The sequence below is a fragment of the Nocardiopsis halophila DSM 44494 genome (assembly GCF_000341245.1).
Taxonomy (GTDB): Bacteria; Actinomycetota; Actinomycetes; order Streptosporangiales; family Streptosporangiaceae; genus Nocardiopsis_A; species Nocardiopsis_A halophila.
The window spans coordinates 1-24,046 of the sequence record NZ_ANAD01000097.1 but is presented as its reverse complement, the minus strand read 5'-3'; the positions used below and the strand labels follow the sequence as shown (position 1 = coordinate 24,046).

General features: G+C 72.2%; 17 protein-coding genes, 1 tRNA gene, 1 pseudogene and 1 riboswitch. Of the genes and pseudogenes, 6 read left to right on the top strand and 13 right to left on the bottom strand.

What is annotated here, in order from left to right; translation table 11 throughout:
* Positions 1 to 5: 5 nt before the first annotated feature.
* Positions 6 to 150, bottom strand: a riboswitch (cobalamin riboswitch).
* A gap of 97 nt (positions 151 to 247) precedes the next feature.
* Complete coding sequence (locus D450_RS0112720; protein ID WP_017539050.1) at positions 248 to 787, top strand: hypothetical protein; 540 nt, start codon at positions 248 to 250, stop codon at positions 785 to 787.
* 113 nt (positions 788 to 900) lie between these two features.
* Here the strand turns inward: D450_RS0112720 and D450_RS0112715 are convergent, their stop codons facing one another.
* Positions 901 to 1,476 carry a hypothetical protein gene (locus tag D450_RS0112715; RefSeq protein ID WP_017539049.1) on the bottom strand — a complete coding sequence of 192 codons (576 nt, stop codon included), beginning with the start codon at positions 1,474 to 1,476 and terminating at the stop codon, positions 901 to 903.
* A 367-nt stretch (positions 1,477 to 1,843) separates the two neighbouring features.
* On the opposite strand from D450_RS0112715, the gene D450_RS0112710 reads away from it, so the two are divergent.
* Entirely contained in the window at positions 1,844 to 2,224 is a 381-nt protein-coding gene (locus tag D450_RS0112710) for a nuclear transport factor 2 family protein (protein ID WP_017539048.1), read from the top strand.
* 509 nt (positions 2,225 to 2,733) lie between these two features.
* On the opposite strand, the gene D450_RS0112705 is transcribed toward D450_RS0112710, so the two are convergent.
* Both D450_RS0112705 and D450_RS33035 read right to left on the bottom strand, forming a co-directional pair.
* Positions 2,734 to 4,278, bottom strand: a complete 1,545-nt coding sequence (locus tag D450_RS0112705; RefSeq protein WP_017539047.1) for a cobyric acid synthase — start codon at positions 4,276 to 4,278, stop codon at positions 2,734 to 2,736.
* Complete coding sequence (locus D450_RS33035; RefSeq protein WP_017539046.1) at positions 4,275 to 5,330, bottom strand: cobalamin biosynthesis protein; 1,056 nt, start codon at positions 5,328 to 5,330, stop codon at positions 4,275 to 4,277. The genes D450_RS0112705 and D450_RS33035 overlap by 4 nt, the downstream gene beginning before the upstream one ends.
* Positions 5,331 to 6,180: 850 nt before the next feature.
* Here D450_RS33035 and D450_RS0112695 point away from each other — a divergent pair.
* Positions 6,181 to 6,253: transfer RNA gene (locus tag D450_RS0112695), tRNA-Arg, on the top strand.
* A gap of 486 nt (positions 6,254 to 6,739) precedes the next feature.
* On the opposite strand, the gene D450_RS34660 is transcribed toward D450_RS0112695, so the two are convergent.
* Positions 6,740 to 7,258 carry a helix-turn-helix transcriptional regulator gene (locus D450_RS34660; protein ID WP_241483139.1) on the bottom strand — a complete coding sequence of 173 codons (519 nt, stop codon included), beginning with the start codon at positions 7,256 to 7,258 and terminating at the stop codon, positions 6,740 to 6,742.
* Positions 7,259 to 8,503: 1,245 nt separating this feature from the next.
* Here D450_RS34660 and D450_RS34655 point away from each other — a divergent pair.
* Both D450_RS34655 and D450_RS34650 read left to right on the top strand, forming a co-directional pair.
* Positions 8,504 to 9,469, top strand: a pseudogene (locus tag D450_RS34655) (carboxylesterase/lipase family protein); the annotation flags it as partial.
* Between the two features lie 190 nt (positions 9,470 to 9,659).
* Entirely contained in the window at positions 9,660 to 9,998 is a 339-nt protein-coding gene (locus tag D450_RS34650; protein ID WP_017539044.1) for a carboxylesterase family protein, read from the top strand.
* Positions 9,999 to 10,159: 161 nt separating this feature from the next.
* Here D450_RS34650 and D450_RS0112680 read toward each other — a convergent pair whose 3' ends face one another.
* The 6 genes from D450_RS0112680 to D450_RS0112655 form a co-directional block, all read right to left on the bottom strand.
* Positions 10,160 to 10,795, bottom strand: a complete 636-nt coding sequence (locus tag D450_RS0112680; RefSeq protein WP_026128517.1) for a hypothetical protein — start codon at positions 10,793 to 10,795, stop codon at positions 10,160 to 10,162.
* A gap of 135 nt (positions 10,796 to 10,930) precedes the next feature.
* Positions 10,931 to 11,590, bottom strand: a complete 660-nt coding sequence (locus D450_RS33350) for a hypothetical protein (protein WP_083932613.1) — start codon at positions 11,588 to 11,590, stop codon at positions 10,931 to 10,933.
* Positions 11,590 to 14,226 carry a hypothetical protein gene (locus tag D450_RS0112670; protein WP_017539041.1) on the bottom strand — a complete coding sequence of 879 codons (2,637 nt, stop codon included), beginning with the start codon at positions 14,224 to 14,226 and terminating at the stop codon, positions 11,590 to 11,592. Before D450_RS0112670 ends, D450_RS33350 begins: the two co-directional genes overlap by 1 nt.
* Before the next feature lie 30 nt (positions 14,227 to 14,256).
* Positions 14,257 to 14,592 (bottom strand): DUF6507 family protein, encoded by a 336-nt coding sequence (locus D450_RS0112665; protein WP_017539040.1) that lies wholly within the window; start codon positions 14,590 to 14,592, stop codon positions 14,257 to 14,259.
* Positions 14,589 to 14,759: a hypothetical protein gene (locus D450_RS33990; protein WP_017539039.1), complete on the bottom strand. Its 171-nt coding sequence runs from the start codon at positions 14,757 to 14,759 to the stop codon at positions 14,589 to 14,591. Before D450_RS33990 ends, D450_RS0112665 begins: the two co-directional genes overlap by 4 nt.
* 393 nt (positions 14,760 to 15,152) lie before the next feature.
* A complete protein-coding gene (locus tag D450_RS0112655; protein WP_017539038.1) occupies positions 15,153 to 16,568 on the bottom strand; it encodes a DUF6177 family protein in 1,416 nt (471 codons plus the stop codon).
* A 494-nt stretch (positions 16,569 to 17,062) separates the two neighbouring features.
* On the opposite strand from D450_RS0112655, the gene D450_RS0112645 reads away from it, so the two are divergent.
* Positions 17,063 to 18,052: a winged helix-turn-helix domain-containing protein gene (locus D450_RS0112645; protein ID WP_017539036.1), complete on the top strand. Its 990-nt coding sequence runs from the start codon at positions 17,063 to 17,065 to the stop codon at positions 18,050 to 18,052.
* A 78-nt stretch (positions 18,053 to 18,130) separates the two neighbouring features.
* On the opposite strand, the gene D450_RS0112640 is transcribed toward D450_RS0112645, so the two are convergent.
* The 3 genes from D450_RS0112640 to D450_RS0112630 form a co-directional block, all read right to left on the bottom strand.
* Positions 18,131 to 21,331 carry a type 2 lanthipeptide synthetase LanM family protein gene (locus D450_RS0112640; protein WP_017539035.1) on the bottom strand — a complete coding sequence of 1,067 codons (3,201 nt, stop codon included), beginning with the start codon at positions 21,329 to 21,331 and terminating at the stop codon, positions 18,131 to 18,133.
* A gap of 36 nt (positions 21,332 to 21,367) precedes the next feature.
* Positions 21,368 to 23,401 (bottom strand): cysteine peptidase family C39 domain-containing protein, encoded by a 2,034-nt coding sequence (locus D450_RS0112635; protein ID WP_449289464.1) that lies wholly within the window; start codon positions 23,399 to 23,401, stop codon positions 21,368 to 21,370.
* A 128-nt stretch (positions 23,402 to 23,529) separates the two neighbouring features.
* On the bottom strand, positions 23,530 to 23,751 hold the full coding sequence (locus tag D450_RS0112630) for a hypothetical protein (protein WP_017539033.1): 222 nt from the start codon (positions 23,749 to 23,751) through the stop codon (positions 23,530 to 23,532).
* Positions 23,752 to 24,046: the final 295 nt, after the last annotated feature.

The window sequence follows — 24,046 nt, the reverse complement described above, 5'->3', positions numbered from 1 at the left end:
CCGCGAAGTCTCCTGGCTCGGGGATCGACGCCCGGCCCGTGCCTTCCCGCCGGCGGACCGGCAGTGGCCTGCGTCGGGGCGGACTCCTCCCTCACAGTTGCGGGACAGCCACGGCTTCGCACCCCGCCGCGGCGGGGCTCCGTGTTCCTCGGCGGCGCAGGCCCATCTTCGCAGAAGCGGCGGGACCGGACCCGGCCAGGGTTGTCGTCCCGTCCTGTGCAGGGCCGGGGTTTGCGAGAATCGGCGCATGAGCGACTATCCCCAACCCCCTTCGGACCCGGGCGACCCGTACGGCAGGCCGGCCGACCAGGCGTACGGCGGACAGCCCTACCCCGGCGGAGACCTCCCTTACTCCCACGGCGAGATGGTCCCGGCCGGCACCGGCGGGTGGGACGCCGCCCCGCAGCCCGCGTCCGGCGAGCCGATCCTCACCTCGATCGGGGACATCACCCTCACGCAGAGCGAGGTCATCACCCCCTCCGGGCGCTTCCCCATCCGGGGCGCGCAGTGGAACGTGACCGACATGAGCCACGTGGAGGAGAAGCTCTCCACGACCGGGCTGGTCCTGACGATCGGCTCCATCGTGCTGTTCATCTGGTTCTGCGGTCTGGGGCTGCTGGGCCTGTTCTTCCTCCTGATGAAGGAGAAGGTGACCACCGGGAACATCCAGGTGACGGTGTCCAACGGCAACTCCCACTACGCCACGGTCATCCCGGCGCGCACCCCGGAGACCATGCAGCAGGTCACCCAGCAGGTGAACTACGCGCGGTCGCTGTCGGCCATGTAGAGCGCCGCCGGGCGCGAAGAGCGCGCTGGGCCGGTGGCCGGGCCGCCCGAGCGGTCCGGCCACCGGCCCGGCCGGCGACCCGGGCCGCTCAGGCGGGAGCGCCCGGGACCGCCCTACGGTGCGGCGCGGTCGCTGTCGGCCGGTCGGTCGCGCTCGGTGGAGCCGTCACCGGCGCCATCGGTCGAACGGTCACCGGTGCCGTCGGCACGGGCGCCGTCCGAGACGGAGGGCGCCTCCGAGGTGAGGCGGTCCAGGACGGCCTCGCGGACGAACAGGGCCAGGGGGCGGCCCTCGGCGGACATCTCCAGCTCGGCGAACTCCTCCTCGGAGAAGGCCACGCTCAGGGTGCGGCCGGCGCCCCGGACGGGGGTCAGCCCGAGCATCCGCCGGTGGACCCGCTCCAGGGCCTCGGCGGGCACGGAGCCGTAGCAGGACTCCAGGTGGCCGAGCCAGTCGCGCATCTCGTTCCAGCGGGCGTAGCGCCCGGCGAGGACGTACAGGTAGGAGCCGACGGTCCGCCCGGCGGCGGCCCGTTCGAGCTCGGCGTGGGTCATGGGGTCGAGCTCCAGGACGACCCGGTGCGCCGGGTCGGCCGCGCTGCGAGGGCCGTCGGCAGGGGACGCATCGGGGCGCCCGTCCGGACGGCGGTCGCCGGCGGGCTCGGTGGTCGGGACGTGGTCGGCGCTCATGGAACCTCCGTGGGCACGGGCCGTGGGCCCCTCCGGAGACGTCCGGAGGGCGTGGCGGCCGCATTCCTTCGAGGGCCGCATCCGCGTCGCGCGTGTGCTTCGGGCCCGTGTCCCCGGTCCGCCACCGGTCGCCCACCACGGTAGAGCGCGCCGCAGGCCCCCGCCACCCGTCGTCCACAGGCCCGGTCTCGGGGGATGCGCGCCCGGATGCCCTTCATGAAACCCACCGCCGGTACGGCTCCATGACCCGCACAGCCCAGAACGCACCCGGACCACACACGCAGCCCCGCTGCCCAGCCCTCCTGACGGAAAGAGAACGGGGCGCGCATGATGCGCGGCTGTCGGACGTGGCGGCTAGTGTTCCGCCATGGTCCAGGTCACGATCGCACCGGATTGCGGCAACGCACCCAGGAAACAGCTCCTGCGCGACTTCACGATCGCGCTGGCGAAGCGTGATGCGCAGGCGCTGCTGCCGACCGTCGCCGACGACGTCGTCTGGGAGATCGTCGGACGGCGCACCGTCCGCGGAAAGGCCGATTTCGCCGATGCGGTGGCCACGGCCGTCGAACGGCAGGCGGAGACCCTGCTGCTGGACAGCATCCTCACGCACGGGAGCGAGGGAGCGGTCAGCAGCCGCATGGCCTTCCCCGGTGGAGGCGCAATGCGCTGCTGCGACGTCTCCGCCTTCAGCGGCCACAGCAAGACCGCGAAGATCAAGCGGATCACGTCCTACTGGATCGAGGAGTGAGCGACGGCTCATCTTCACCGTCGACAGAGCCGTCGGCAGACCGGCGAACGCGCGTTCCACGCCCCGAAGCCGTGCTCTGCCCCCGGCGGGCGACCGGAGTCATGTCCCGGTCGCCATGGGGACGCCCGGCTCAGGCGACACCGCTCCGACCAACCTGCTCAGCCGGGTGGCGTCGTCGTGTCCGCCGCCCGACGGCGTTACAGCGATCCCGGCGGTCGGACCAGGAGCAGTTCCTTGACGTTCGGATACACGAGCCGCCGATCGCTCCCCGGAAGCGGTCCAGCACGCGACCTGTACGCAGCCGGAGCCACACTCCTCCCCTGCCTCGGGCGCCGCCAGGCGACCCCGATGTGCAATACAGGCAGGACGCCCCAGAGCGCTGGCAGGTCCGGACGTGCTCGCCGCCCGGCGGCGTCCACTCCCCCGGCTTCGGCCGTCCCTCCGTCCCACACCCGGCTCTTCTCTCCAGGGTGGGCCGCCCGCCTCGAACGATGTTCCCTCAGGAGGCCTTACAGCGGTGGCCCGGCCGGCGGGATCACCGGCAGTCCCTCTGGCGCGCCCTCCTCCAGCAGCCGCCACACGGCGTCGGTGTCCATGTGCTCCTCGACCAGGTCGCCCAGGGCGTCCAGCCGGGACGCGCGCGCCTGCGCGAAGTCGGTGTCGGGCGCNCCGCCCCCCCCCGCGCCCGCCACGTCGGCCAGGAACGCCCGCCGGAAGGCGTCGTTCTCCAGCGCGCCGTGCCAGGTCGTGCCCCACACCGCTCCGGCCCGGCAGCCGTCCAGGAAGGGCTCGGGCGCCGCCCCGTACCCGTCGGCCTCCCGCGGGGTCCCCTGCCAGTCGACCTCGGCCACCCCGTGGTGGATCTCGTAGCCGAGGACCTCCTCGCCATATGCGGTGCCCCGGGGATTGCCCAGCGTCTTGTCGGCGGCGAAGCGCACCCGGACCGGCAGCAGGCCCAGCCCGTCCACGCTGCCCGCGCCCGACTCCACCTCGTCGTCGATGCGGTGGGCGAGCATCTGGTACCCGCCGCAGATGCCCAGCACCGGCAGGCCGCGGCGGGCGCGCTCGACCACCGCCCGGTCCAGTCCGCGCTCGCGCAGCCAGGCCAGATCGGACACGGTGGCACGGCTGCCGGGCAGCACCACCAGGTCGGCGTCGTCCAGCTCGTGGACGCCGGTGACGAAGCGGACGTCGACGCCCGGTTCCACGGTCAACGCGTCGATGTCGGTGAAGTTGCTGATCCGGGGCACCCGCACCACGGCCACGCGCAGCGACCGGCCGCCCACCGGGGCCTGCACGGGGCCGCGGTCCACGCTCAGCGCGAGCGAGTCCTCCACGTCCAGCCACAGGCCGTCGAGCCAGGGCAGGACCCCGTGGACCGGGCGGCCGGTGAGCCCTCGGACCATCTCCAGGCCCGGCTCCAGCAGCTCGGGGGCGCCGCGGAACTTGTTCACCACGAAACCCGCGACCAGCGCCTGGTCCTCGGGCTCCAGCAGCGCCAGGGTGCCGTACATCGAGGCGAACACCCCGCCCCGGTCGATGTCGCCCACGACCAGCACCGGCAGGTCGGCGGCGCGGGCCAGGCCCATGTTGGCGATGTCCCCGGCGCGCAGGTTGATCTCGGCGGGGCTTCCGGCGCCCTCGCAGATCACCGCGTCGTAGCGGGACCGCAGCTCGGCCAGGGACTCGGCGGCGACGTCCCGCAGCCGGTCGCGGTAGGCGCGGTAGCCCACGGCGTCGGCCTCCCCCTCGGCGCGGCCGCGCACCACGACCTGGCTGGTGCGCTGCCCGCCGGGCTTGAGCAGGACCGGGTTCATGGCCGCGGAGGGCTCGATGCCCGCGGCCGCGGCCTGCATCGCCTGGGCGCGGCCGATCTCGGCGCCGTCGGGGGTCACCACGGAGTTCAGCGACATGTTCTGCGCCTTGAACGGGGCCACCTTGACGCCCTGGCGGGCCAGCCAGCGGCACAGCCCGGCGGCGACGACGCTCTTGCCGGCGTCGGAGGTGGTGCCCGCCACCAGGAGCGCCGGGGCCTGCCCGGCACGCCGGGTCACTTCCGGCCCCCGGGGAGCGCGGCGACTGCCGCGGCGACGGCGGCGGCCCCGGCGTCGACGGCGCGCGCCAGGGCGACGGCGCGGCGGATGTCGTCGGGTTCGGGGTGGCGGCCCTCCCCGAGTTCGGGGCGGTGCTCCACCCGGTCGCCGTACCGGTTGGCGCCGCCCAGGCGCAGGTCGAGCGCTCCGGCGAAGGCCGCCTCGCAGTGCCCGGAGTTGGGGCTGGGGTGGTTGCGGCCGTCGCGGGCGGCGACGCGCGCCGCCCTGCGGGGGTCGCCGCCGACGATAGGGGCCGCAGCGCAGGCCAGGAGGGCGGTGAGGCGGGCGGGGGCCCAGTTCGCCACGTCGTCCAGACGGGCGGAGGGGGCGCCGAAGCGTTCGTAGCGCTCCGAGCGGTGTCCGACCATCGCGTCCAGGGTGTTGGCGGCGCGGTAGCCGAGCAGGCCGGGGAGGCCGAGCAGGGCGCCCCAGACCAGCGGGGCGACGACGGCGTCGGAGGTGTTCTCGGCGACCGACTCCACGGTGGCGCGGGCGATGCCTTTCTCGTCCAGCACGGAGGGGTCGCGCCCGCAGAGGCCGGGCAGGCGGCGGCGGGCCTCGTCCAGGTCGCCGGCGTCGAGGGCGTCGGCGATGGCCTCGGCCTCGCGGGCGAGCATCGCCCCGCCGAGCGCGGCCCAGGTTCCGGCGGCGGTGGCCACGGCAGTGGCGGTCGCCGCGGCGGCAGAGGTCGGAGCACTGGCGATCGACGCACCGCACCGCCCGGCAGTCTCTGCGCCCCGCTTCCTCCTCGCCCGCTCCCTCGCCGAGCCGAAGGCGCCATCCAGGGCGGCACCCACCCCGGCGGCCGCCCCGACGGCGACGGCGCAGAAGAGGACTCCGCGGGCTCGGGAAGGGGCGTAGAGGGCCTGCTCCAGCCGCGCGGCGGCCGACCCGAACAGGGCGACGGGGTGACCGCTCCGGGGGTCGGGCACCAGGCGGTCGAGCACGGCCCCGGCGACCAGCCCGGCCGACGTCGGCCACGCCGGTGCCTGCCGCGCCTGTGCCGCCTGCACCGCAGCCGGGCGCACCGGGCGCCCGCGACCGGCGGGCCCTGGGGCGGACTCGGGGACGGCCCCAGAAGCAGGAACGGACACGTACACGGGCTCGCGCCGTCGCGGCGACGGCCACGGCGACAGGGCCAGGGCGCGCGGCGCTGCGGAACGGGATCGAGGCGAAGTCACGGTCACAACCGTAGCGCCGCCGGTCACAGGGCCCGACGCCAGGCCGACCGCTATCTCCCCGCCCCTCCCGCCTTCCACGACCGTGTCCGGGATCGGCCAAGACATCGGCAACCGGCGTTTGCCCTGCCCAGAGCACGAGCATCCTCCGGGCCCGCTTCCCCTCTCCTCCCCGCCCCGGGCTCCCCGATGGGTGGATGCGCAGATGAGAGAGGGGGGATGATGGGCATCCTGACGGCCCTGAACTGGCTGACCTACGTCGGCGTGTTCTGGGCCTTCTGAGGCCGTCCGGCCCGCCGCCCGGCCACCGCGGCCGGGCGGTCCCGGCGGCCTCGGCTGTTCCCGCGGCCCCGGCCCGGCACCCGACTTCGCGAAACGCGCCGAGGGTACGCCACACGCAGGGTTAATCACGGGTAACGTGTGGTCAGGCACCGATAGCAGTCGATTTGGTGGAGCCCGCGTGGTAACGAGACGCAACTACGATTGTCCGTAGTTGTTATATTTTTGCCCGGCCATGGGGGACATCGCCCGAATACCGTAGGATGTCGCCCCGAGGTCGACGGCAGGCCGCGATACGGACCCCGCCACCCGATCGCAGGATCATGGGCCCCGCCCCACCCGGCCCCTGCAACCCCGCAGGTCACCTGGCACGGGCGCCGCACGCACCACGCCACAATTGAATCGGGCACCCGTAGCTCAGTGGATAGAGCACCGGACTTCTAATCCGACGGTCGCAGGTTCGAATCCTGCCGGGTGCGCAACAAAACCCCAGGTCAGACCGCCAAGCGAGCCCCACCAGGCCTGGGGGCCACCCCATCTGGGGCTCATGGTTCGCTCTTCAGCTGGGACCCGGCTCGCAGAGCACCTCCGGTTACCGGAACAACGGGCCTCCCCCGGTTCCGTTCCACGCATGCGCCCGGAACCACCCCGCACCCCGTGCGCGGGTCCGCCCGCAGCACCCAGTCCCCCGCCCCATGACGCCAGGCGGCACCACCCGCCCCGGAAACGGCCACCGGACGGCACGTCCGCCCACACCCGGGCACGCACAGCGCGACCCAGCACCGGACGCACACCGCCCGATGTTCCTTTTCGGGGTATGAAACCACCTTCAACGCCCTGACCTGCACCTTCAGCTTCTCCGCCCCCTAGAACCACCGAATTGCGTCGACCCCAGGTCTGTCCGCCGACTGCACAGCGACGGCCGTTGCCCAACAGTCGGCACGCTCGTCAGCGGGCGTCCGGGGTCAGCTCTGGACGCTGGTACCTGACAGGGTGCCTTCGAGCACGTCGCGGAGTTGCGAGCGGGCGGTGATGCCCAGCTTGGGGAAGACCCGGTAGAGGTGGGAACCGACCGTGCGCGGTGAGAGGAACAGTTTCTCCCCGATCTCACGATTCGTCAGACCGCGGGCCGCCAGATGGACGATCTGCTGCTGCTGGGGGCTGAGTTCGGTGAAGGCACTGGGCACGACGGCGGTCACCTCGATGCCGGCGGCGCGCAGTTCTGCCTGTGCCCGATCGATCCACGGCCGCGCCCCCAGTCGCTGGAATGTTTCCAGGGCGGCGCCCAGCAGTGGACGGGCCTCGGCGATACGCCGCCGGCGCCGGAGCCATTCCCCGTAGTCGAGCCGGGTCTGTGCCCGTTCGAACGGCCACTGCTCGCCCGCGTGCTGCACGAGCGCCGCCTGAAAGAACGGCTCCGCGTGCTCGGGATCCGCCAGCAGGGCGCGGCCCCGCTCGATCAGGGCGGACACCCGAGCCGACATGCCCGTACCGAGGCGCCGCGCCGACCGTTCCAGTAGCTCTGCGGCGTGTTCCTGCTGCCCTCGGCGGACGGCCGCCGCTGCCAGTTCGGCCAGGACGGTGTAGGAGACGTGGTAGTGGACCGGATCGCCGTCGTCGGTGAACGCGGAACGGAACTGTGTGTACGCGGTGTCGTAGTCGCCCTCGGCCACGGCCGCCATCCCCAGGGCCCGGCATGCGGAGACCGCGACGGAGCGGCTCTCCAGCGGATCCACGAGAGACAGGGCCCGCTCGGCGAGCCGGCGTGCGGCGGCCGGGTCGCCCAGCAGGCCGACCACTGTGGCGTCGAGTACCTGAGCACACGCCTCCGCGTGGTCGAGTCCGGCAGCCGATGCCGTGGCCGCGATGTCGGCCGCCACCGAGCGGGCCTCGGCCCATCGGCCTTGTTCCAGGCGGGTCCAGCCGACCGCGCATCCCAGTCCGTCCGGGAGCGGGCCGTGGGCCCGCCACTGGTCGAACGCCTCGTCGAAGGTCCTGGCAGCGAGGGTGGTCTGGTCGAGCAGCCAGGCGACGATGGCAAGCGCGGTCAGGCGCTGGGCGTCGCCCTCGGCTTCGGCGATGAGCCCGGGCAGCACCGGTGCGAGGGACGCTCCTGCGCCGCTGGGGTCGGAGACGGCCCGTACCCATGCGTGCAGTGCCGCTCTGGAGGCATCGTCGGGCACCCGGGAGACCAGGCTCTGGATCTGTCGCTGCTGGGATTCCTCGCCCGAGTAGTAGCGGACCCCCGCCGCTGCGGCCAGCGCGTCGAGTACGAGGGGCGACCCGGCGTCCGTCCCCTCGTTGGCGACGCGCATGAGCAGGGCGAACGCTGCTGTGTGGTGGGGGCCCAGGGACATGAGCCGGCCGGTGGCCAGCGCGGCTTTGCCCAGCAGCGCCTGGTCGTCGGTGCACTCGCGGACTTCGGCGGACAAGTGCTCCACCCAGCCGAGTTGACCGGTGAATACGGCGGTGGCGGCGGCCTCGGTCAGCAGGCGCGCCCGGTCCTCGCGGCGCGGGCTGAGCTCTGCGGCGCGTTCCTGGGCCGCGGCAGCGGCCGCGAAACCACCTCGGCGCCGGGCACGGTCGGCCGTCTGCTGCAAGGCGGCCGACACTTCCTGGTCAGGGCGCACCGTCGCGGCGGCGAGGTGCCAGGCGCGGCGGTCGGGCTCCTCGCGCAGCAGCTCCGCGAGAGCGAGGTGCGCCCTGAAGCCCGCGGAAAGGCGCCAGAGATGAGCCACCACCCCGAACCCGTCGTGACCATCGCGCAGGGAGCCGTCCGCGGTCTGCGCGGTGACGGCGGCACCGCCGCCTTCCTGAACATCCCCTACGCCGCCCCTCCCGTGGGCGCCGACCGGTTCGCGCCGCCGCAGCCGCACGAGCCCTGGGACGGTGTACGGGACGCCACCGTGCCCGGCCCCAACGCGCCGCAGTCCGAGCGCAGGCTCGGCAGCATCGACATGGCCCCCTACTTCGGCACCGGCTGGAGCCGCGGCGAGGACTACCTCACCGTCAACGTGTGGACGCCCGCCGCCGCGCAGGGCGGCCTGCCCGTGATGGTGTTCGTCCACGGCGGAGGATTCGTCGCCGGCTCGACACGGTCCGCCATGTACGACGGTTCCGCCTTCGCCCGTGACGGCGTCGTCCTGGTCACCGTCAACTACCGGCTCGGCATCGCCGGGTTCCTCGACCTCCCCGGGGCCCCTGCCAACCGCGGCCTGCTCGACGTCGTCGCCGCGCTGCGCTGGGTGCGGGAGAACATCGCCGCGTTCGGCGGTGACCCGGACAACGTCACGCTCTTCGGCCAGTCGGCCGGGGCCACCGTCGTCGGCGGCGTCCTGGCCCATGCGGAGGCCGCGGGACTGCTCCGCAGGGCGATCGTGCAGAGCGGCAGCGGCCTGGGCGCGTTCACCACCGAGCAGGCCGCCCGCGTCACCGCCGCGGCCACCGAGGTCCTGGGCGTCAAGCCGCACGTGGACGCCTTCGCGGAGATCTCCGACGAGCGCCTTGTGGACGCCGCCTCCGAGCTCGCGGGCATCGACCTACAGACCGCCACCCACCACGACCCGCTTATCGGCCTCAGCCCCTTCAGCCTGGTCCTGGACACGCAGCCCGCCGTATCCGTCGCGGCCGGACACGGCTCCGGCGTCGACCTGCTCGTCGGGACCAACACGGAGGAGGGCCTCCTCTACCTGGTCCCCGTGGACAGGTACGCCTCCTCGACCGCCGAGGACGTGGACGACACGGCGGCACGCTCGCACCCGAACCCGGCACAGCTCGTGGAGACGTACCGCAGGACACGTCCTGGAGCGTCCTACGGCGAACTGCGTTCCGCCATCATGACCGACGCTCTGTTCGGCGCGGGCAGCCGGGCCCTGGCCGGCTCCCATGCCGCCCACCCCCGGGTCCGCGACCTTCGCCTACGAATTCGCCTGGCGCTCGCACGCCCTGGACGGAGAACTCGGCGCCGCGCACGCGGTCGAACTGCCCTTTGTCTTCGATCTCACGCACCTGCCGCAACTGCAGGGACCCGCCGCCCTGCTCGGCCCCGACGAGCCCCCCGCGGATCTCGCGGCCCGCATGCACGAGACCTGGATCCGGTTCGCCACCACCGGCGACCCCGGCTGGGATCGCTACGACACCGAATGCCGGGCCACGATGCGCATCGACGCCGAGTGGTCCCAGGTCGACGACCCACGCAGCAAGGAAAGACAGGCCTGGAGCTGACGCCCGTACGGGTGTCACCTGCTCCCCCTCCAAAGACCACCACCGCTTCAAGGAACACCGTGACCAGAACCGTCATCACCACCGGGGACCTGCTCATCCGGCGTGATGGCGCGGCGGCGCTTCAAGACGGACGAGCTCAGTGCTCCTGCTCCGTCCATGCCTCAGAGCCGGTCGGTCACGTCAAGCCCTCCACCGGCCGACCCGCTGCGAGGCGCCTGCACACCGTGGTCGGAGGCCGTACCGAAGTAGGTGGGCTCCCCGACCTCGGCCGCGGCTCCCAGGGTCGCCTCGAGGTCTCTCAGGGCCTGCGCCAGACGGGGCGCGTTACCGCGGTGGACCTCGGGATGGGGGCGCCCGAGGAAGTCGTTCTCTGCCCAGATGTCGTGGTGGACGCTCAGCTCGACCATCGTGTCCTCTGTCGCGACGTCGACAGTGACCATGACGAGCCCTACTTCGCCCCTTTTGCTCCCATCAGAGGCGATCCAGTTCCCGGGGCCGTTGAGGACGAGCGACTCCGGGTACGCCTCCGGCTGGCCGGTCGGCCGCGAGTTGCGCACCCTCGTCGCCAAAGCGGTGGGGGTGAGGCCACTGCAGTAGAGGATCCGAGACCGGTATCCGGTATGCCCGCTGCCGTACTGGAACCAGTCCACATCGACACCGTCGAGGTACAGCAGGTCGCGGTTCTTGAGAACCTCCGCCACCGACGCCGCTGTAGCGCAGCCGACCTCCACCACGTCTGATCCCTCAGCGTGCTCGACCACCCACGTCCACGTGGCAGTCGCCTTCGGCGCTCTCATCAATAGGGACATGGTTCCTCTCGATGCAGACCGCAGTACAGAACCGAAGCCTCGGGGATTTCGAACACATGCCTCTACCAACAAAGACAATCGAAGGACTTGAAAAAGGGAAGCGAATCGGAGATCAGGTCAACCTCAGTCGATCCTGTCAGTTCTGTCGATATCCCAACCATTATCAAGATCGCCCGGTTCGGGTTCAAATATGCCATACCCCTCTACGGCACCGAAATAGGTGACCTCTCCAGGGTTTATAGGTGTCTGCAGCGTGGATTCGATCTCCTTCAATGCCGCTGCGAGTCGCGGAGCGTTGGCGGCGTGCACCTCCGGGTGGGGGGCACCATTAAATGCGTGAGGCGCCCAGACGTCATGGTGAACGGATACGTCCACAGCGACGTCTTCATCCAACAGCATCGTCTCGGCGATTACGAGGTCGGCTTCTGTATGGGCGTTCCCTTGGGCATCGATCCACGTACCGTTACCGTGTACCCGCAGCAGCAGCATTTCTGCGTCGGAGACGTCCTGCGGGCGGGTGGCAAGGAGGCTCTCAGCGCACTCGGGCGAGTCAACGGCCCCGCATACAGGAACGGTCCGCCAGTCACGAGGCCTACGCCGACCGCGAGGATACTCCCAACAGATCTCGACGGCATCGACCGTGAGAAGCCCATGGCGGTGAAGGACCCTGGCAACCACCTCCAGCACGGATAGGGAATCGGCAAAACCTGCCTCCACTTTCCCTGTATCGAAGAACCACTCCCATGAGCCAGCGGGCTCAGGAGCCCTGAGGAGTCCCCCCATCAGTTTCCCTCCTTGTAGATCTGTGTACCCCGGGGAAGGGTGATCGTATCATCCTTGAAATGAAGATGGAGACTCAAATTCCTTTTCTTGGCCCACGCCTCCATCGCTTCGATGTCACCATAAGGAACATCCCCACTGTCCATACGCATCTCCACTACGCCCACCTGATTTTCCGTGTCAGCCTCAAAGGGGAGCTGCTTCGCAAGTTTCTTGCGAGCCGACTTCATCGGGTCAAGCGAGTCAGGGGAAGGAAGGTATGCTTGATATCCCCTAACCGTGTTCCCAGTGTCGTCCACGACGGCAACATCCAAGTCCTCACCGGTCGACTTGTCCTTGCCGCGAAACTCAATGTCCTCCACAGGAACACCCGACCGGTGGATGTCGAGCGCAAGTCGAATCTCTTGGTTTTTGGACTCGATCTCCCTTTGATCCTTGAGTGCAGCCACGATTCCACTGAACCCCTTCATCTTCGTCACAGGGGTCTCGAGGATCATCTCCGCGGTCTGCTGTCCGTAGGGCTTGTTGCTGAGGTTCTTGATGATCTGCTGGTATTCAGCATCGTTGAAGCTCAACTGGCGCACGCCGGGTGTGTTCTTCACAGCGTTGAGGACCTCAGGAGCAAGTGCCGGGTCCATCCGGCTGTCGTCCGGAGGCAGGTATTCCGGCCTGCTGGGATCAGGTGTGAGGAGGGACCCGTCGCCCTTGCCGTCAGCGCCGCCTCCACCGGGGGCGCCAGGCGAAGGCTGCTCAGGAGCTCCAGGATTCTGCTGGGAACCGGAAGCGCCTCCCTCTCCTGAAGGGTCGTCCGCTCCTTCGTCGTCGCCGCCTCCGGTGGTCGTGCGGTCCTTCGGGGGATCGTCGGCACCGCCTCCCGCACCGCCTGCGGCGGCGGTGTCGGGTCTCTTCGGCTCCTCACCGGGCTTGCCGGCCTCTTCCTGGTCGTCGTCTCGGTGCTGAACCGGGCCGTCGTCCTGGCCGTTCTCGCGGACGCGCGGGGACTCACTCGCCGGGCGCCCGGGAGGTGCGGGGGCACCGGGCTTCTCACCGGCTCGTCCCGGTAGGCCGGCGTCTTCCTTGTCTTCCTTTTCCGGGCGTTCTTGGGCGCCCTTGTCGCCTGGGCGAGCGGGTGGAGTACGGCCCTCTTGATCATTTGGGGTGCCACCGCGCTGCGGCGTGCCCAGTTGCTGGGAGGGGCCGTCACTCCCGGAGTCGGGCGTGGGAGCGGGATTGGGCCGGTCCGGCCGCCCCGAAGGGGCAGGGCGGAGCCGGTTGGGGTCCAGCAGCGACTCCCGTACCGTCTTGAGCGAGTGTTCGAAGCGTTCGGTGGTCAGGGCACCGCCCCCAGGGCGCTGGGGCAACGGGCTGCTGGGCCACCCGTTCGTCCCCGGGCCTCCGTGCGCGGTGGACTTGCCGGAGCCGCCTTCCTCCTCAGAATCGGGGGAGTCGGAGGAGTGTTTCCCGTTCGGGGCGTCCACGCCCGTTCCGAGCACGATCTTGGCGGCCTTGAGAGGCAGCCCGCCCGTGAACATCGCCGCATTGGCGACCATGGTGGTGTTGGAGTAGCTCGTGCCGTCCTCGCGTGTGGACCAGGCGGTGTAGCCCTCGACCAGTTCATCCTTGCTGGCTTCCACATTGCCCAGCCACCGGTCCCACCCGGCGCCCCAGCCCTCGCGGCCGCCCTCGCCGGGATCCCACAGCCACCCGTGCTCGTCGTGGACCCCGACCAGGGCCGCCGTGTCCAGCGCCGCGCCCTTCCACGCCGCCTTGAAGTTCTCCCAGCGCCCCGAGAGGTCGAACCGCCACCCGCTCTTGGGGTTCCAGAAGCCCAGCTTGGAGTACAGCCCCACCCCCGCCCCCCACAGGGTGTCGGTGACCACGACGTCCCAGACCGCCTGCCCGGCGTCGTTGCCCCACTCCACGTTGGAGGGGTCGATCTTGTTCCCCGCCCACCCGGCGAAGTCGTTGAACCTGCTGTTGAGGCCCTCGAAGCTCAGGGCCTGGTCCAGGGACAGGTCGCGCTCACCGGCATCGGGGGCCAGCCCGTAGACGCGTACGTCCTTTCCGCCGCCCTCACCGGACGAGACATAGGTGGGGCCGCCGAAGAGCGCCGAGATCTTGTTGGCGCAGTCGTTCTCGGCCTGGTTGAAGGTGGACCAGGCGCTGTTGACCGCGTCCTTGATGCGGATGTTCTCCAGCAGGGCCCACTCGTCGGTCTGCTCGTCCTTGGTCAGCCACCAGATCGGCTTGTCGTGGTTGCGGTTCCACAGCCCCTGGGCGTCGATCCGCAGGTTGTTGAGCGACCGGCGGGCGGTCTTGGCGGCTTCGGCCAGCTCCTCCAGTGCGTCGGCGACGGTGGACAGGTCGCTTTGGAGGTCCTCGCCCCGGGTCGCCACGGGCTCCATCTTGGAGAAGAGCTTCTCGCTCTCCGGCGCCTCGTAGTGGGCGTCCAAGCCCTTCCAGGTCGAGCGCAGGTCCTCGGCCCCGTCGAGCAGGTCCTGCCCCTTGGTGCGAAGCGTCTCGGCCGCGGAGGCCAGCGACTCCACATCGGTCAGGGGGTAGGGGATGGCGTCGGGATCGATGAGCGTGTACATGTTCGGATCCACGCCGGGCTGGACTTGGGTGGGTTCGAAACTCACCGGGGGCCTTCCATGGGGGTGGAGGGTCAGTCACAGGTCGAGGTTGTCGCCGCTGCCCGCCTCCTTCTGGGCCTGGGCCGCCATCTCCTCCTGGCCCTGGTTGTAGGCGAGGGTGGCCTCGCTCGCGCCCTGGATGCAGGACATGCTGCGGACGAACATGGCGTCGGTCTCGTCGAAGAAGTGGTCGAAGAAGCCGCCCAGGGCGCCCTCCACCGGCGGGCTCTTGGCGTTGTTCAACGCCGTCTCGATGCCGTCGGCCGCCGAATCGATGGTGGAGGAGAGCCCCCCGCCCTCGATACCGAGCTTGTCCCCGAGATTGGTCAGGACCACCGAGACGCCGTAGACGTCGATGTTCCATCGGCTCACCGGCGCTCCCCCTTCGCGGCGGAGAAGCGGTCGGGGCGGAACACCGCCCCGGGGGCGGTCGGCGTGCCGGCATCGGCCAGGCGGTCGGCCTCGGCCGCGCACTGCTCGGCGGCCTGGGCCGCGAGCAGGTTCAACGAGGCACGAACCCCGTCGAGGGTCGTGGCCATACGCTCGCCCACGGGGCGGGCCGCTGCCTGGTCCGGTGCGCCTGTACTGGACGCACCCTCCCCCACATTCCCATCACCGGCGGGTACAGCGGGACGGGGCCCCGCGTCGGCGGTCTCGCCTGGAGGATCGACCCTCTCGAACTTCACCGGCGGCACCTCCCGGTCGGTTTCGTCTACTCCGCACACGTTCGCGGCACAGTTGTAGCAGCATGCGCATACGGGGTGACATTTCGCGAATGGTTTCGGTTCGCCGACAGGGCCGACCGCATGCGGAATCAGGGCAACAGTTCCGAGGGTGACGAGCGGAAAGCCGCAGGCCAGAGCTATAGCGGTGGCGTGTGCCACTTTTCGGTGCGAGGAAGGCCTGGCCCCGGCGGACCGGAACCGGCCATTTCACCTCGCGGACGCCGTGGCCAGATATTCGATGTGCCGATGCAGGAGATCCAGTGCCCGCAGGGGAGCATCGGCCTCCCCCATCACCGGGTACCAGACGGCCTGGTCGCCGCCATGGCCGAGGAGCGTGCCGGCGATCGGTCCCGCTTGGGCTCGGTCGGCCCCGATCCGCCGCAGGCGCTCCGGCCCGATCGCCAGCCCGACGGGGACCGCCGGCCCCGCCCACACGGGCATGTAGGTCACGTCCCTGCGGCCCGGGATGCGGCGCACCCGCAGCGCTTCCAGCCCGCCTTCCGCTGCGAGCGCCTTCACCAGCTCGGGCAGCGCACTGAAGGGCGCTGCGTCCTCGCCCGCGTACCCGAAGGCCACCGACACCCGCTCCAGGAACCGGGGGCCTCGTCGAGCCATGTGGACCTGCCCGGAGAGCGGGCTCCTCTCATCCAGGGGCCCGGACAGGTACAGGATCGAGGGCTTGGGCGCGCGCTCGCGGACGAACCGGCCCATCCGGTCGCGGTCCCAGGACCTGAGCGCGGGTTCGTGCGGCCCCCATGAGGCGGGTGCGGCCCCGGCCAGGTGCTCGGTGACGATCTCCGCTGCGCGGCCCGGCTCCACAACGAACGGGTCACAGTGGAGCACGGAGGCCTCCACCACCAACTGCGTCCCGGCCTCCTCGGCGAAGCCCGCGAGGAAGCCCGGGGCCGGCTCGGCGTTCGGCTTGCCCTCGGCCCAGGCCGGCCCGACCGGTTCGTCCTCGGCGCGGAATCCGTACTCCTCGTCCCAGTACACGGGCAGGCCGGTGATGCCATCGAAGTAGCCGCCGTCGAACCCCTGCACGACCCAGCGCCCCAGGGATCCGGCCGCGAAGGTGCGCATCGCGTATGTGAGCCGCGCGCCCGGCGGGGTGAGCAGTTGGATCATCCTCTCGCGCCCATGAGTGGCGACCACATCGCTGAACCACGATGAGAACGGCACCACGTCCCGGTCCTGGGCGACCAGGAGTGCCCTTTCCGCGGTGCGCTCCACCGCCGGGTGCTCCGGCTCCTCCCACAGACCGAAGTCGGCCTGCCCCGATGTCCACACCGCTCCCCCGAGCCGCAGTGCGAGCCCGTCGGCGAACCGGTGCGCGACCTCACGGCCCAGCGCGTCTGGGCGGGCACGCGATTCCACCCACCAGAAGCACTCCGGCAGACCGGCCACGACCTCCTCGCCGAGCAGGCCTGTGACCACTTCCGCGCGCTCTACCTGCTGCCCGGGTTCGAGCGTGGCCAGCAGACGACCGTCCCCGTCCCGAATCTGCAGGACCTCGGTATCCCCATGCCGGTACAGCCACAGGTCGGGATCCACGCCGTCAAGGGCATCGGCGATCGCCCGCTCGTCGGGCATCCCGGCGACCAAGGCCACCACGTCGTAGCTCAACGGCTCTCCTCCTGTGGGTAGGGGCGATGGGAGGGATCACCTGGGCGATGCCCCGAGGGAAGTCACTGTTCGTAGACGAGGATAGCCAAATCGTCACTAAGACGGTGATGGCGCCCTTCGGGGGCCGGGGCCGCCACTGGCGCGGTCCGTACGGACGGCGGAGCGGAGCGGCCCAGGTCATGCGGGTGTACCGCTGCGTCATGGCCGACGCGGAGTACCGGAGGATCTGCTGATCCGTCCGGATGTCCTCGCCCTGGACGCGCAGCGGCGTCGCCGCACTGCGACGGGGACCTCTCCCCCGCGCTCTCACGAACGGGCCCCAACCAGGTCACAACCCCATTGCAGCCTCAGAACGTGATCATGGAGTCGATCACCCGGAACACGGTTCGCCGCAGCGGTCCCGCTGTTCTCATGCGCCGGCCCTGCTCCCGTCCGACGCCGGAGCGCTGCCGCACGCCGTCACCGGAGCCCGAGCGCCACAGGAGGCCGTCATCATGGCATCACCGGTCGGCCGTACCCGTGTCGACTTCGGTTCCGCCGCCGATATCCGCGTCCGGGTGACCTTCAGCCACTACGCCAGCACGTTCGCTTTGGCCTGCGATGCCGCGAGGGCCCGGACACAACGGGGTTCCGGCTACGCGGCCGAGCTGGCCGCCTGCCTGCCCGCCAAGGCGCACCGCGCCCTATGGCCGATCGTGGCCCCCGGGCACTCCCTCTCCCCCGACTGCCTCAGCCCCGGCGACCCGGGCCGCGACGCCACCCTGGCCGAGGAGCTCGACCGCCTGGGCTCGCTGACCGGCGACGACGTGCGCGCCGACCTCGAACGGACCTTCGCCGACACGGGGCTGCCCGCTCACTGGAGACCGGTCTGGGCCTCTCCCCGCGAGTGGGTCGACGGGGTGGTGGCCGCCTTCGACCAGATCGGCCGCCACCTCGAGCGGGCGTGGCGGCGCAGCGCCGCACAGCGTGAGCACGAAGCCCAGCGCATCGGTACCGCGGTGGCCCGTGGCGCCACCGACGTCGCGCTCGCGCTCTCCCATCCGCGAGGGCACCTGAACGGCACCTGCCTGGTCTTTCCCGATGCTGAGCCGGTCGAGCTCGATGCCGCCGGCCGATGCGTCGTGCTGACGCCGATGATCGGCAGCCCGCACACGTCCGTGTGCAACCTGGACGCCCCCGACACGCTGTGGTTCGGCTACCCCCTGCCCCGTGCCCTCGGCGACGGCGGGGCCTCCGGAGCCTCCGCCGCCCTCGACGCCCTATTGACGCCGATCCGGGCGCGGTTGCTGCGCCGTTTGGACCGCGAACTACCGATGCATGAGGTGGCGAGCCTTCTGATGTGCAGCCCGGCGACCGCCACCTACCACTGCGCCCAGCTCGTCAAGGCGGGGCTGATCGAGCGGCGCCAGCGGGGCCGCATCGTGAACATCGCACGCAGTTCACGGGGCGATTCGCTCCTCGACACCTATTCGGTGGCCCTCTGAGCCCGAACTCCGCAGGGCCCGAACCGCACAGAGACCGCTCACAGGGGCCGGCCGGCGGCGCGCGTCGGCCGGCCCCGTTCAGGCCTCCAGGGTCAGCACGTCGGGAACCGAGGGGTCGCGCACGGCGGCGAGCCAGTGCGCGAAGCCCCCGAGACCGGTCATCAGACCGGGCAGCGGGACCGAAGGCGCCATGCCGGTCTCGAACTCCGGCCGCGGGCCGAGCAGGAGTGCGTCCGGGCCCCCAAGGCCGCTGACCAGGCGGTGCACGCGGTCGCGTGCCTCGCGTGCCTGACCGTCGGACGCCGCCCCCCGGCGCCGGAGGCGCTCGGCGACCTGTGCATTGCCCAGCAGGCCGTGGCAGAGGTTCAGCGAGGCGCCGGGCGCGCTCCGTTCCATCAGGCCGAGCGCGGCTTCGAGGCCTGCGCCGCCGTCCACGGACCGCCACGCGGCGCGGGCGAGCGCGATGCCCGGGGCGCCGTGGCACCAGGCCGACATCGTTGCGGCGGCCTCGTCCTCCTCGGCCCGCAGGTCGGGCCAGACGCCACCGCGGCGGCGGGCGTCGTCCCAGCGGAACGTGGCCGCGGCGAGGTCCGCGTCGGTGCCGCCGCCCCCGCCCCCTCCTGGCCCGCCCGGCGCGCCGGCCAGGCCGTGCTCACCGGCGCGTGCCAGGGCGTAGAGCGCACCGGCCGAACCGTGGGCGAAGCCGAGCAGGGAGGGCTCCCCATCGGCCATCGGCCAGTGGACTCCCCCTCCGGTCTCCTGCGCCCGCGCCCTCAGGGTGCCGACCGCGGCGCCGGCGACGGCCCGCAGGCGCGGCGCCCAGGGGGCTCCGGGCACCAGCTCCAACGCGCCGGTCGCCGCCAGCACCGTGCCCGCGGCTCCGCCGACCACGTCCATCGGCGCGTCCTGGGCGCGCTCGACCAGGTCGAGCAGCCGCTGCGCGGACGAGGCGCCGAAGTCCGCCCCGTGGCGCGCCGCCAGAACCGCACCCGCCCACAGCACGCCCGCGATGCCCCCGTGCGCGCCGTGCGAGGGCGTCCCGTAGCGCAGCACCTGCCGCACCGCCGAGGCGTGGACCTCCGCGGCGAACGCACGGTGCTCCGGGAGGTCGAACGCGGCACCGAGCTCGGCCAGGGCGACGGCGATCCCGGAGAGTCCGTCGTACAGCGCCGGTCCCTGCGTGTGCATGATCCAGCGCAGCGGGTCGCGTGTCGTGACGCCGAAGGTGATGAACTCGCCCTCCCGGGCATGGACGCCGCGGCGGACGTGCTCAGCGAGCCGCAGGGCCAGGCGCCGCTCCGCGGCCGCGGACCATGTCAGCGGGGCCGCGGCGGTCGCCGTCCCCGGTTCGCGCCCCTCCGCCTCCGCGGCCGCGGGCTCGTCCGCCCGGGACGGGGGCGCGGCGTAGTCGTTGACCGGCGTGCTCGCGGTGGTGCCGCGCGCCCGGTCGCAGGCGAAGGAGAGGCCGATGACGGTGCACTGGAACTCCAGGTCCGCCTCACCGGCGCGCTCCATCCGGCCCCGGATCCGGCTGACGGCGTCGTCCGCGAAGTAGTCGGCGACCACCGCCCCGTTCGCGGCGCGCACGTCTCGGCCGCCCCCGGTGTGCTGGAAGTAGGGGATGTCCCCGCGCACCAGGTCGCCGTGTTCGTGCGCCATCAGCCGGGCGAGGGCGGGATAGGTCTTCGCCATCGTCCACAGGCTGGAGAGGACGACGTCGGGCCCGAGCGGGTCCCGCAGGACGTTGGGGTGGGTGCTTCCGCTCAGCTTGGCGCCGTAGGTGCGGGTCGGACGCGGGACGTACCGCAGGGTCACCGTCTCGGCGCGCTCGAGCAGGCGGGAGAGGCGGCCGGTGCGCCAGAGCGTGAGCATGCCCCGGTAGGCGGTGCGGTACCCGTCGGTGAAGTCGTCCTCGTACTCCAGCACCGCCCCCCGGCCCCGGGTCCCCTTCGGGGCGTTGGCGCCGTGCGCCGGCAGGTCGAGGTCGCGCATCTCGTAGCGTGGTCCCCTGCCGTCGTCCACCAGCCGCCGTGCGCGCATGCTCGCGGACTCGATCCCACCGGTCAGGGCGCTGATCTCGACGGCGCGCGCCCCCGGGTCGACACCGGGCAGGATCAGCAGGTTCGCGACCGAGTCGCGGACGGCCGCCGCATCGGGAGGGTGGCCGCCCTCCGGTCCGCCCTCGGTCGCCGGCGGCATCAGGGCGCCCGTCAGCAGGGTCTCGCAGTCGATGACGGCCGGCCGGTCGCCGACCGCCACGATGTTCTCGTAGTGCAGGTCGATGGAGCAGATCAGCGTCGTCACGGCGGCCAGGGCGCCCAGGTTCCGGTAGTAGCGGGCCGGGTCGGCCTCCTGGTCGTTGGCGAGGAACTCCTGCCACCCGTACTCGCCGCGGTCCAGCGTCAGGGCGCAGCGGATGTCGGCGACGCCGTGTTCTCCCAGCAGGGAGCACAGCTCGGCCCACCACTGGTCGATGCCGGCGGGGCGCGGCTTGTACATCAGGACGGTGCCGTCGGCGAACGCGACCCGGTGCGTGGTGCGGCCGCCGCCGTGCCGGTCGCCGAGCGCCCCGGTCAGCGACGCCACACGGGTGTCCGGGGCCAGGGAGAAGGTGGCGGACAGCAGTCCGCGGTCGGCGGCCAGCCGGTCGAGCAGCTCCGCTCGGGCGTCCGCCCAGTCGGCCGCCAGTGTCCTGCAGTAGGGCTCCAGGCGCGGGTAATCCGCGAGCAGGGCGGCGATGCCCTCGGGCGTCCGCAGTCCGGAGAGGATCTCCGCCTGCCGCGCGGGGCGCTGGGCCTCCTCCACCTCGCGCAGCCGCAGGTGCACGTGGAGCACCACGGCGCGCGCCGTCGCCTCGGCGCAGAGCCGGGTGGCCTCGGCCAGGGGTTCGTGTTCCGGTGCACCCGCCGGCACCAGGTCGCCGAGCGGGCGGTCTCCGAGTGCCAGCGTGAGGAACCACGGCAGCAGAGCGGTCTCCGGAGTGAGAGCGACGTCGGTGAGCTGCGGGAGCNCCGCCGCCGATGCGGCGGGCACGCGGAAGGCGGCGGGTGCGCCGGGTGCGGGGGCCGCCGGTCCGGACGCGGGCGGGGCCGTGCTCAGGATCGCGTCCGCCCACTCCTCAGCCTCGGTCCGGTCGGCGAACCAGGTCAGGTCGGCGAGGGAGAGCCCGGCGATCCGCTCGGGCGCGGCGAAGGCGTCCGGGGTCCGGGCGAGGGTGGCGAGTGCCGGCGCGGCGGCCTCCAGGGCCGTGTCCGTTTCGGAACGGCGAAGCGGTGGCATGGTCGGACCTCCGAGTTCGATGGCGTGGTCGGCCGGTCAGGCCGACCGGGTGGTGAGCGGGGCCCGGGTCAGGTCGACCACCCGGTCGGCCTCCTCCGCGAGGCGTTCGTCATGCGTGGCGACGACGACGGCCCCTGGGTGCGACCGCAGCCGGTCCACCACGGCGGCGGCGGAATCCCGGTCGAGCCCGGCCGTGGGCTCGTCCAGGAGAAGCACGGCCGACCGCCGCAGCAGCGCCCGCGCCAGCGCGACCCTGCGCCTCTGTCCGGCGGAGAGCTCGGGGCAGCGGGGGGACAGGGCGGACGCGAGGCCGTCGGGCAGCCCGTCGATGATCTCCTCGGCGCCGAGGGCGGCGAAGGCCTCCCGGATCTCGCCGTCGCCGAGCGGAAGGCCGGCGGCGACCATCGCGCCCAGGGGCCCACCCGGCAGGACCGGCTCCTGGGAGACGAATGCGGTGGCGTCCGCGTCCTCTGGCACGGAACCGTGGACCACCGAGCCGGTGGCGGGCGGGACCAGCCCCGCCAAGGTGCGCAGCAGCGTGGTCTTGCCGCACCCGGACGGACCGGTGACCGCGATCAGCTCGCCGGGTTCGACGCGCAGATCGAGGGGGCCGACCACGGGGCCCGCCGCACCGGGCGGCGCGCAGGCCAGCCCCCGGGCCTCGACGGCCGCTCCCCGGGCCGCGTCCGCGGCGGTCTGCGTGGTCTCACCGCCGTGGCGGCGCCAGGGAGGCGGCTGCAGCCGGGCGCCCGCTTCCCATTTCACGGCGGTCGGGGCCATCGCGGTGTAGCGCTGCAGATCGTTGGCGAGCGGGACGAACGCCCCGACCGTGACGACGGCGACCATGTTCAGGCCCAGGGCCAGCGGCAGCGACAGGTCTCCGGACGTGATCCGGTCGTGCGTCAGCGCCAGCATGGCCAAGGGGACGAGGAGCGTGGCCACCCGCTGCACGGCGGTCCCCGCGGCNGCGCGCCCCAGCCAGTCGGTGCCGGTGGAGCGCCACCGCTCCAGGAGCCAGGCGTCCGCCCCGATCCCCCGGTGGTCCTCCAGCGACTCGACCACCACACCGGTCTGCGCGCCGAAGGCCCGGAACTCCTCCATCTCTCCCTGCGAGGCGTCGGACTGGCGCCGCCCCACCCCTACCGCCGAGAGGAACGCGAGCACGGACATCACCGCGGCGGCCGAGAAGTACGCGGGCTCGAACGCGAGCAGGAAGCCGAGGCCCAGCCCCGCGGTCATGAGGGAGCCGATCGCCGACAGGGCGGCGGTGGTGGCGGCCTCGTGCGCCGCGGGGCCCTCCACGAGTTCGTGCGACACCTCGTGCGGTGAGCGCTGGGACAGGTAGAAGGGGTCCAGAGTGCGCAGCAGACCGGAGAGGTAGGCGATCCGCCCGGCCTGGGCCCGGTCCTGCGCACGCCTGGCGGCCGACTCGCGGACGACCGTGAACGCCGCGAACAGCCCGATCGCGAGGAGCAGTCCCGCAGCGGCCAGGACGCCGTCGGCGATCGGGGCGTCGGCCATCAGCCGGCGGTAGAAGTACTGGGTCGCCGCGGCCGGGAGGAAGACGGCGGCGGCTGCGAGCAGCAGCACCGGCAGAAGCCGGCGCCAGGGGCCGGCCGTCCCGTCCCCCGCGTCGAACAGGAGCCGGTGCTGGTCGCGCAGGAGGGCGGCGCGCCGGGGCAGCGGCGCTCCCGGCGGCTCGACACCGATCACCACCCCGCTGAACTCCCGCTCGAACTCGGCGGTGGAGAGCCTCCTGCGCCCCGACGAGGGGTCGACCACCGTGAGGCGCCCGCGCCGTGGAGAGACCGACTCGACCACGACGTAGTGTCCGCTGCCGTAGTGCGCGATCAGCGGAAGCGGCAGAGCTCCCAGCTGCGCCGCGGAGGCCCGGAAGCCGCGGGCGGCGGCACCGGACCGGCGGGCGGCCTGGACGAGGTCGTAGGCGCTGGCTCCCCGGGTGCGGCTGGGCAGTACGGCGGCGACGGCGAACGGGAAGGCGGGGATCCCGCGGGCCCGCAGCACCATGGACAGGCAGACGGCGCCGCAGTCGCGCGGTGACGTCTGCATGAGCGCGCGCACGCGGGGCATGGGCGTTTCCTCCCGGGGTGATCGAGGACGGCCGACGCGGCCGGGCCGGACGGCGGTGACCGGGCCCCGGGCCGGGGCACGCCCGGCCCGGGGTTGCGCGTCCGCGCTCAGGCGCAGTTGCAGATGGTGTTCTGGCAGGTGTCGGCCGTGGCCGGGCCAGTGCTGGTGATCCCGCAGAACTCGGACATGATCACCGTGCAGATCGGGCCCAGGGTGGGGCTGCCCCCTTGGGCCGCGGTCAGCTCCTCGTCCCCCAGCTCCACCGGGCCGATCGGGTGCCCGGAGTCGGAATCGGTGAAGCTGACGCGCAGCAGGTCGTTCGCAGGCATGGCCTCTTCCTTCCTTCTTCATGGGGACGGGCACCGGCCGGAACCGCGCGCCCGAGGATGTCCGCGTTGCCGCGGAGCCGTCGCCGCGCCCGGTCTCCGTCTCCGACCCGGCGCCCCGCTTCCCCCGTCGAACCGTTCGGCGCTTCCGGGACGGGTCGGTGTCCCGGCGGCGCACAGCAGGAAGCATCACAGGAGAACGCCGGCGCGCCCCCACGTTTCGCCGATCTTCGAAATCAATCGCCGAGGCGGCCCGAACAGGAGGAAGGCCGACTCGGCCCGGAGGCCGCGCCCATCA

Bases quoted from the DNA above. Each gene is read 5' to 3' on its own strand.
- D450_RS33350 (WP_083932613.1), bottom strand. From the start codon at position 11,590: ATGGGGGGACTCCTCAGGGCTCCTGAGCCCGCTGGCTCATGGGAGTGG.
- D450_RS0112645 (WP_017539036.1), top strand. From the start codon at position 17,063: ATGGCATCACCGGTCGGCCGTACCCGTGTCGACTTCGGTTCCGCCGCC.
- D450_RS33990 (WP_017539039.1), bottom strand. From the start codon at position 14,759: ATGGCCACGACCCTCGACGGGGTTCGTGCCTCGTTGAACCTGCTCGCG.
- D450_RS34650 (WP_017539044.1), top strand. From the start codon at position 9,660: ATGCCGCCCACCCCCGGGTCCGCGACCTTCGCCTACGAATTCGCCTGG.
- D450_RS34660 (WP_241483139.1), bottom strand. From the start codon at position 7,258: ATGTCGGCTCGGGTGTCCGCCCTGATCGAGCGGGGCCGCGCCCTGCTG.
- D450_RS0112715 (WP_017539049.1), bottom strand. From the start codon at position 1,476: ATGAGCGCCGACCACGTCCCGACCACCGAGCCCGCCGGCGACCGCCGT.
- D450_RS0112710 (WP_017539048.1), top strand. From the start codon at position 1,844: ATGGTCCAGGTCACGATCGCACCGGATTGCGGCAACGCACCCAGGAAA.
- D450_RS0112720 (WP_017539050.1), top strand. From the start codon at position 248: ATGAGCGACTATCCCCAACCCCCTTCGGACCCGGGCGACCCGTACGGC.
- D450_RS0112680 (WP_026128517.1), bottom strand. From the start codon at position 10,795: ATGAGAGCGCCGAAGGCGACTGCCACGTGGACGTGGGTGGTCGAGCAC.
- D450_RS0112630 (WP_017539033.1), bottom strand. From the start codon at position 23,751: ATGCCTGCGAACGACCTGCTGCGCGTCAGCTTCACCGATTCCGACTCC.